The 8127-nt window shown below is 46.1% G+C and carries 9 protein-coding genes; all 9 read right to left on the bottom strand.

Annotation, left to right across the window (positions count from 1 at the left end; genetic code table 11):
• The coding region (locus Q0274_RS10950) for a cytochrome ubiquinol oxidase subunit I (RefSeq protein ID WP_298029672.1) at positions 1-553 on the bottom strand (553 nt) is incomplete at its 3' end.
• Between the two features lie 2 nt (positions 554-555).
• Positions 556-762 (bottom strand): DUF4492 domain-containing protein, encoded by a 207-nt coding sequence (locus Q0274_RS10945; protein WP_298029674.1) that lies wholly within the window; start codon positions 760-762, stop codon positions 556-558.
• A 478-nt stretch (positions 763-1240) separates the two neighbouring features.
• Positions 1241-2026 carry a shikimate dehydrogenase gene (locus Q0274_RS10940; RefSeq protein ID WP_298029671.1) on the bottom strand — a complete coding sequence of 262 codons (786 nt, stop codon included), beginning with the start codon at positions 2024-2026 and terminating at the stop codon, positions 1241-1243.
• Entirely contained in the window at positions 2026-3057 is a 1032-nt protein-coding gene (locus Q0274_RS10935; RefSeq protein ID WP_298029669.1) for a hypothetical protein, read from the bottom strand. The genes Q0274_RS10940 and Q0274_RS10935 overlap by 1 nt, the downstream gene beginning before the upstream one ends.
• A 94-nt stretch (positions 3058-3151) precedes the next feature.
• The gene (locus Q0274_RS10930; protein ID WP_298029667.1) at positions 3152-4399 is read right to left on the bottom strand and encodes a serine hydroxymethyltransferase; all 1248 of its coding nucleotides are present in this window, start codon (positions 4397-4399) and stop codon (positions 3152-3154) included.
• Positions 4400-4401: 2 nt separating this feature from the next.
• Positions 4402-5895: a lysine--tRNA ligase gene (gene lysS / locus Q0274_RS10925; protein ID WP_298029666.1), complete on the bottom strand. Its 1494-nt coding sequence runs from the start codon at positions 5893-5895 to the stop codon at positions 4402-4404.
• A 1-nt stretch (position 5896) separates the two neighbouring features.
• Positions 5897-6364: a Fur family transcriptional regulator gene (locus tag Q0274_RS10920; protein WP_005871221.1), complete on the bottom strand. Its 468-nt coding sequence runs from the start codon at positions 6362-6364 to the stop codon at positions 5897-5899.
• Entirely contained in the window at positions 6361-7038 is a 678-nt protein-coding gene (locus Q0274_RS10915) for a CvpA family protein (protein ID WP_100067315.1), read from the bottom strand. The genes Q0274_RS10920 and Q0274_RS10915 overlap by 4 nt, the downstream gene beginning before the upstream one ends.
• Positions 7038-8120: a type IV pilus twitching motility protein PilT gene (locus Q0274_RS10910; RefSeq protein WP_005871218.1), complete on the bottom strand. Its 1083-nt coding sequence runs from the start codon at positions 8118-8120 to the stop codon at positions 7038-7040. The genes Q0274_RS10915 and Q0274_RS10910 overlap by 1 nt, the downstream gene beginning before the upstream one ends.
• Positions 8121-8127: the final 7 nt, after the last annotated feature.

The raw sequence follows: 8127 nt of genomic DNA, 5'->3' as shown, positions 1-8127 counted from the left end.
TGTTCACCGCCATCGGCGAGAGCGCCACGGCCCAGAAGTCGAACATCTCGTTGCGCACCGTCTCCGGGTTGAACTGCATCCCCACGGGGTACTGCATCCACGCGTTGGCCACGAGGATCCACAGCGCCGAGAGGGTGGCCCCGATGACCGTCAGCCACGTAGAGGCCAGGTGCATGCCACGGCTCACCTTGCCCCACCCGAAATACATCACAGCCACAAACGTGGCCTCCATGAAGAAGGCCACAATGCCCTCGATGGCCAGCGGCGCGCCGAAGATGTCGCCCACGAACCAGCTGTAATTCGACCAGTTGGTGCCGAACTCAAACTCCATTATGATGCCGGTCGCGACGCCGATGGCAAAATTTATACCGAAAAGGCGCAGCCAAAATTTAGTGATCTTGAGCCACTCCTGCTTACCGGTCGCGACATACAGGCTCTCCATAAACGCTACAATAAAGCTAAGCCCCAGCGTTAGGGGCACGAAAAGAAAGTGATAAAGCGCCGTGAGCGCAAACTGCGCCCTCGACCAATCCACGCTAGCAAGCTCTTGCATTCCTACTCCTTAGTCAAATTTTTATAAATGAAATCGATTTTTTCTTGATCGGTTTTAAATTTAGAATCCAAGTTCTCGTCGAAAATGAAAAATTTCAGTAGCACAAAAATTATAAATAGCTTGATCAAAATCACCACCCACAGCGTTTTGCCAAGCTTCATCGAAGCGAATCCGTGCGCGTAAAATTTTAAAATTTTGCCGAAAAACATCAAATTTTAACCTTTAGCAATTATTAGTTTATATTTTTTATTGTATAACAATTAATTAAAATTTAGCTTTAAATTTTGAAATTTTGGTAGCAATTTTATCTTTTTAATAAATGAGTTTTTGCGCCGCCACACTTAAATAAAGTTTCTACTGCATAATTCACAACCAATCACATTTTACTTAAACTGCACAAAATTTTAGTTTAGATTCATCATAAAATTTTAAAATAGAACATATCAAGAAGCAAGTAGAAAAATATACGAGGTTTTGCCAAGCATCTTTGTGCCTAATTCGTAGCGATTTTTAATATAATTTTTTGTAGACAAATTAATACGGCTCGGCTGAAAGCAGACGTAAGAATTTTAAAATTAAACGCCCAAAGCTACACGATACGAAATTTAAGAACGGATAACTAACTCCATGCAAAATTTAAAGCATTTCATTAGACTGGGCGGATAATTGAAAAGCCCAAGAGCCGATTTAGCGCAAATTCGCAGCACGGCTCATCAGCGATACAATCTCTGCTAAGTCGAATTTGCCGCCGAAAAAGAGATTGAAAGCAAGCGCGCCCTGATTTATCAGCATCTCTTTGCCGTCTTTTGCGGGTAAATTTTTTGCGCGTGCGGCTTGCAAAAACGGAGTCTGCTTGCCATAGATCGCATCAAAAGCAAATTTTGCGCGGGATAAAATTTCATCTATTACCCCCTCGGGCGCAGGTAGCGCGTCATCTTTGAGCCCCGCACCGGTGGCATTGACGATCAGATCGTAGTCTTTGGACTTGAAATTTTCGTAGCTAAAAAATTCCTCGCAGCCGAAGTCAAAATCTTTTGTGCTGCGGTTTAGAATGTCGAATTTCACGCCGTTTTTGCTTAGCGCGTAGCCGATTGCCAGCGTCGTGCCACCCGCGCCTAAAATAAGCGCATTGCGAATCTCACCAAAGCCCAAAATCGCGCAGAAAAAGCCTTGCGCGTCGGTGTTAAAGCCGTGCAGCGCGCTGCCTTTTAGTACCAGGGTGTTTACCGAGCCGATCTTCTGCGCCGCTTCACTTAGGATGTCGCATGCTTTAAATGCGTCGAGCTTAAAAGGCACGGTTATGTTCGCACCCGCAAGCTTTAAAGCTTCAAATTTAGCTCGCAGTTCCTCGCCGCGTTGCAGCAAAACTCGCCCATAGTAGGCATCCAGCTCCAAAAATTTTATAGCGTAATTATGAAGTAGCGGCGAGAGAGAGTGGGCGATCGGGTTGCCGAAAACCGCAAATCTGTCCATTATTTCACTCGGTAGATATACGCTCCGCTATTGATGCTGCGCATATCGCTAAGTGCCTTTTGTAGAGCCTCGCCCTCAAAAGGTCCGACTAAAATTTTAGTCACGCTCTTGCTTCCGACATGGGTTTGCAAAGCGATCGGATTGTAGCCTTTTTTGGTGATTTTTTTGGTATCAGACCCGTTTGGATCGTAGGCATTGGATGCGAAAACCTGCACATAACTGCCGTTTGCCACGCTGGTGCTGGTGCTCTTTGCTGCAACGCCAGCCTTTACGCTCTCACTTTTAGACTCTGGTTTGCTAGCTTCTTTTTTAGGCTCGGGCTTAGCGGGCTCTTTCTTGGTCTCAGCTTTAGCATGTTCCTTTTTAGCTTCCGTTTTTGAAAGCTCTTTTTTAACTTCTGCTTTTGCTTGTTTTTCGGGTTCTTTTTTAGGCTCTACTTTTTGCTCTACTTTTCTAATTTCAGTTTTAGAAGGCTCTTTTTTCACCTCGTCTTTTGCAGACTCTTTTTTAGGCTCGGACTTTTTTACGTCAGTTTTTTCAGGTTTTTTAGCTTCGTCTTTAGGCTCAATCTTTTTACTTTCTATTTTAACTTCGGATTTTTTTGGCTCTTCTTTGATTTCGGGCTTTTGGATTTCTACTTTCTGTGCTTCAGGCTGAGCGCTTGCGACAACCTTGCTTTCGGAATTAGGCTCTTGGGTTTTTATCTCTACTTTGGTTGGAGCTGCAGATGCTGTATTGGGTTCTGATTTCACCTCTACAGGCTCAGGCTGCGAAGGCTCAGGCTTTTGAACTTGTACGGCAGGCTTTTGCTCCGCTTTGGCAAGCTCTTCTTCACTAGGCATAGTAAGACCTGCGTTAGTATCAATATCGTCTTTATTAATAGCCTTCATTATGATTAAAATGATTAAGAATAAAACTACAACGCCGGCTGCGACGGTAAGACCCTTTTTTAAATTTGCGTTCTTATCGACGTTGCCACTGTTTATCACTATATCGTCTATGCTGCTCATATCGAAATTTTTGTCGTTCATACTCTCTCCTAAGATTATTATTTACTTTGTAAATTCTACCACGCAAAATTTACGAAATAAATAATTCGGGTAAGCTTACCCGAATTTATTAAATTTAATACATCGCGCGGTCGTAGATGATAAAGCGGTGCGCCAAATCTCGCACTTCTTCTTTAACCTGCGCCTGAAGCTTGGAATTTGAGACGTCGCTTAGTACGTCGGCGATTTTATTTCCGATAAACTCAAATTCTTTATCCTTCATGCCGCGCGCGGTAAGTGCGGGGCTGCCGACGCGGATGCCGCTGGTGATGAACGGGCTGCGCGTCTCGCCCGGTACGGTGTTTTTATTCGTCGTAATACCTGCATTTTCAAGCGCGGCGCTAGCGTCCTTGCCGCTGAAATCCCTATTTAAAAAGCTCATTAAAATCAGATGGTTATCGGTGCCGCCGCTAACGAGATCAAAGCCGCGCCCAACCAGCGTCTCGCCCAAAGCTCTAGCGTTTGCCTTGACCTGCTTAGCGTAGACCTTCCACTCGGGGCTTAGATTGTGTTTAAAGCCCACCGCCTTAGCGGCGATGACGTGCATTAGCGGGCCGCCTTGGATACCCGGGAAGATAGCCGAGTTGATCTTTTTAGCAAATTCCTCGTCGTTGGTCATTATGATGCCGCCGCGCGGACCGCGAAGCGTTTTATGCGTAGTCGAGCTTACGACGTGGCAGTGCGGAAACGGATTAGTATGTTCGCCCGCGACGACGAGCCCTGCGACATGCGCTACATCGGCGAAAAGAAACGCGCCCACGCTATCAGCGATCTGTCTAAATTTAGCAAAATCTATCTCGCGCGTATAGGCGCTCGCACCGCAAACGATCATCTTTGGTTTTACGATCTGAGCGATCTCAAGCACCTTATCGTAGTTTATGCGGCCGTCGAGCTCTACGCCGTACTCGAAGCTCTCATACATCTTTCCGCTGCTTGAGACCTTCGCACCATGCGTCAAATGCCCGCCGTGGCTAAGCGACATGCCTAAAATTTTCTCGCCAGGTTTCAAAAATGCAGCATATACGCCTTGGTTGGCTTGGCTGCCGCTGTTTGGCTGAACGTTTGCAAACTCACAGCCGAAGAGCTTTTTGCAGCGATCGATCGCGATCTGTTCGATCTCGTCTACGAACTCGCAACCGCCGTAGTAGCGCTTGCCGGGATAGCCCTCGGCGTATTTGTTCGTTAGCACCGAGCCCATCGCCTCCATCACCTCGGGATAGGTGAAATTTTCGCTCGCGATCATCTCCAAATAATCGCACTGGCGGGCAAGCTCTTTATTGGTTAGACTAAAAATTTCATTATCGAATTTTTCTAAATTTGACACGTTCACTCCTTCTCTAAATTTAGCGGCCTCATCGCAGGGAATAAAATCACGTCGCGGATCGATTTTTTATTCAGCAAAATCATCGCCAAGCGATCGATTCCAAGCCCCCAGCCGGTAGTCGGCGGCATCGCGTAGCTAAGCGCGCGAACGTAATCCTCATCCATCTCGTGAGCCTCGTCGTCGCCTGCGTTTTTGGCGTCGATTTGAGCCTTAAATCTGACGTATTGATCGAGCGGATCGTTCAGCTCGTTAAAGGCGTTGGCTAGCTCCTTGCCTGCGATGTAAAGCTCAAATCTCTCGGCTATCTGCGGATTTTCGTCGCTTCTGCGCGAAAGCGGGCTGATCGAGATCGGAAAATCCACGATGAAGGTCGGATTTATGAGCTTAGCTTCTACGTAATTATCAAAAAGTTCGCTCTGCAGGTGGCCTAGATCAAGCTTTTCATTGACTTCAAATCTGTCTTCTTTAAGTTTAGCGATGATCTTTTCGCGATCATTTACGATCTGCGGCTCGATGCCGCCTATCTGCGTAAGCGCGTCGAGATACTTTATGCGCGCAAAAGGCTTTGAAAAATCGATCTCGCGCTCATCGTAGGTTAAAATTTCGCCTAGCCCGAGCCTCTTAAACAGCGCTTTAAATAGCTCCTCGGTTAGGTTCATCGCGTCGTTATAATCATGCCACGCCCAGTAGAATTCTATGCTTGTAAATTCCGGATTGTGCGTCAGATCCATACCCTCGTTGCGGAAGTTTCGGTTGATCTCAAAGACCGCCTCCATGCCGCCTACGACGAGACGCTTGAGATACAGCTCCGGCGCGATACGTAGGTAACGATCGACGTCGAGGGCGTTGTGGTGTGTGATAAATGGCTTAGCATTCGCGCCGCCTGCGATTGGATGCATCATCGGCGTTTCGACCTCTAAAAATCCATGTTTTTCAAAAAAGCTGCGGATCTCGCTAACGATGATCGAGCGCTTGATAAAATCCTCGCGAATCTCGGGGTTCATTATCATATCGAGGTATCTTTGGCGGTAGCGCATCTCGATGTCGGTTAGTCCGTGAAATTTCTCCGGAAGCGGCGAGATTGCTTTGGACGCAAGCGTTATTTTGCCAGCATGGATCGAAAACTCGCCCGTCTGCGTGACGAAGGCGTATCCGCACACCAAAATTATATCGCCCACTTCGAGATTTTTCTTAAATTTAGCGTAATCCTCCTCGCCGATGCTGTCGCGCGAGTAATAAATTTGAATATTGCCGCTTTGATCCTCTATGTTTGCAAAGGTGGATTTGCCCGCGACGCGCTTTAGCTTTAGCCGCCCGGCGAGGCTTACCTCCTCGCTCGCTTTTTTATCCTCGGTATCTTTTATGAAGCCGAATTTTTCTTTAAACTCGGCTATGCTCATATCTTTTTTTAGAAAGTGCGGATAGGGATTAGCCCCCAAATTCCGAAGTTCCGACGCCTTGTCTATCCTTTGGATCTCTAACTGGCTATCAAACAATCTACTTCCTTTTTGCCGCGCATTCAGGGCAAATTCCATACAGCTGCATCATGTGCCCCGTAAGCGTAAAACCGTGCTCTTTGGCGACGGCAAGCTGTTTTCGCTCAATAGTGGCGTCTTGAAATTCTATGATCTTATTGCAGCTTTTGCAGATTAAATGGTCGTGGTGAGGCTTGTTCGCAAGCTCAAATTTCTTACCCTGCGCGCCGAATGAGATCGACGTAGCCATCCCCGAATCCTCAAGCAAATTTAAGGTGCGATACACCGTCGCTATGCCTACGTTTAGTTCGGGGAATTTCGCTTTGATCTCGTTATGAAGCGCCTCAGGTGTAAAGTGTTTGTTATTGTTATAAAGCGTGCGGAGCAAAACCTCGCGCTGCTTGGTATATTTTAGACCGCTAGCGGCAAGTGCCTTTTTAAACTCAACAATTAGAGCGTCAAACTCTAAATTTTCGATTTTTGCATTCATAATTTTGTCCTTTCTGTAGAATTTACTTCTGAACTGGCGTTAAAATCGCTAGGTTCAGTGCTTTGATTTTGATCCGAGTTCATACGGGCGGTAGAATTCTGATCTTTTAAGAGCTTATCATCCATCTTAGAACCGATAGAATCCAAGCTTTGTTTGATCTTCGGATCGTCTTTGAGATTTAAAATCCAATTTCCGATTTTTAAAAAAATCGGCGCAGTTTTGCTGCTTTCAAAATACTTTTTAGTCTGTTCATTCATCGACATAGGACCGCTTGCAAGCGTAACGATAACGGCAAAAATTAAGAAAATTTTACTTACGCTAAACACAAAGCCGCCGATCTTATCGACAAATCCGAGTCCGCTCCATTTAAAGAATTTTGAAATGATTTCGCCTATAATCAGACACGAGATCCATACACCAAAAAGCACAGCGATAAAGCCGATGAGAACCTGCGTCGTATCGCCCGAAAGCACGCCGTTTGCATTCTGCAAAGCTGGAATTTTTGCTGCAATCCACTCGCCCGCCATAGTTTTATAACGCATCGCGGCAAAAAGACCGCCGATGAGACCCAAAATTCCAAAAATTTCTTTTACGATGCCGTTGGTGATGCCGCGAAGTCCAAAGAGCACTACGAGTACCAAACAGCCGACGTCGAACCAATTAATACCCTCCATCAAGCACCCACCACGCCTATTAGCTCTTGTAGGTTAGTCGAATACCTAAATGCCGTGTCTTTTGAAATTTGATTTGCACGGATCGCTTTAACCATCGCTTGAGTTTGAGTTATCATACCGGTAGATTGCTGATTTAGCTGCATTTGAGAGTAAATTTGATGCACCTTGTTTTCGCGGATTAGATTTGCTACGGCATTGTTATTGAGCAAAATTTCATGGATCGCGATACGTCCGCCGCCAAGCTTTGGCAAAAGCGATTGCGAAATGACCGCAGTAAGCGATACGGAGAGCATATTTCGCACTTGGAGCTGCTCGCCGCCATCAAAGCTATCGATAATACGGTTGATCGTTTGCATCGCGGAGTTGGTGTGTAGCGTACCAAATACCAAGTGACCGGTCTCTGCAGCGGTAATGGCGATTGAGATAGTCTCTCTATCGCGCATCTCACCAACTAGGATGATGTCCGGGTCCTCACGCAAGGCAAATTTTAATGCGTTAGCGTAGGAATGGGTATCAGTGCCAATATTTCTGTGAGAGAAAAGCGCTTTTTTATTGGTATGGACGAACTCGACCGGATCTTCGACGGTAATGATGTGTTTGCGCTCTTTTTCGTTGATCTCGTTTAGCATCGCGGCAAGAGTAGTTGATTTACCGCTACCAGTAGGCCCGGTAACCAAAATCATGCCTTTTTCGTGCTTGACTACCTCTTTAAAAATCGTAGGGGCTTTTAAATCGTCCAGGCTAGGAATATCGATAGGAATAATACGAAATGCGGCAGCCAAATCGCCGTTCATAGTGTAATAGTAATTTCCACGGAAGCGTCCGATATTAGGAAGCTCGATCGCGAAGTCGAGCTCTTTATTTTCCTCGAGTGCACTTTTTTGAGCATCGGTAATGAGCGCGTAGCAGATATACTCGATATCCGTGCCCTTAAGCGGATCCATGGCAAGTGGGCGCAATGTTCCGTCGATACGTATTTGAGGCGCCGAGCGCGAAACTAAGTGAAGGTCGCTTGCTTTGTTAAAAACGACGGTTTTTAGTAGGGTTTCGATATCTACTAAATTTCTTTGAACTTCTTCCATAAAATTC

This window comes from uncultured Campylobacter sp. (assembly GCF_937973075.1).
Classification (GTDB): domain Bacteria; phylum Campylobacterota; class Campylobacteria; order Campylobacterales; family Campylobacteraceae; genus Campylobacter_B.
Note: the sequence above shows the minus strand (reverse complement) of the source record. Positions and strands in the feature narration are given on the sequence as shown.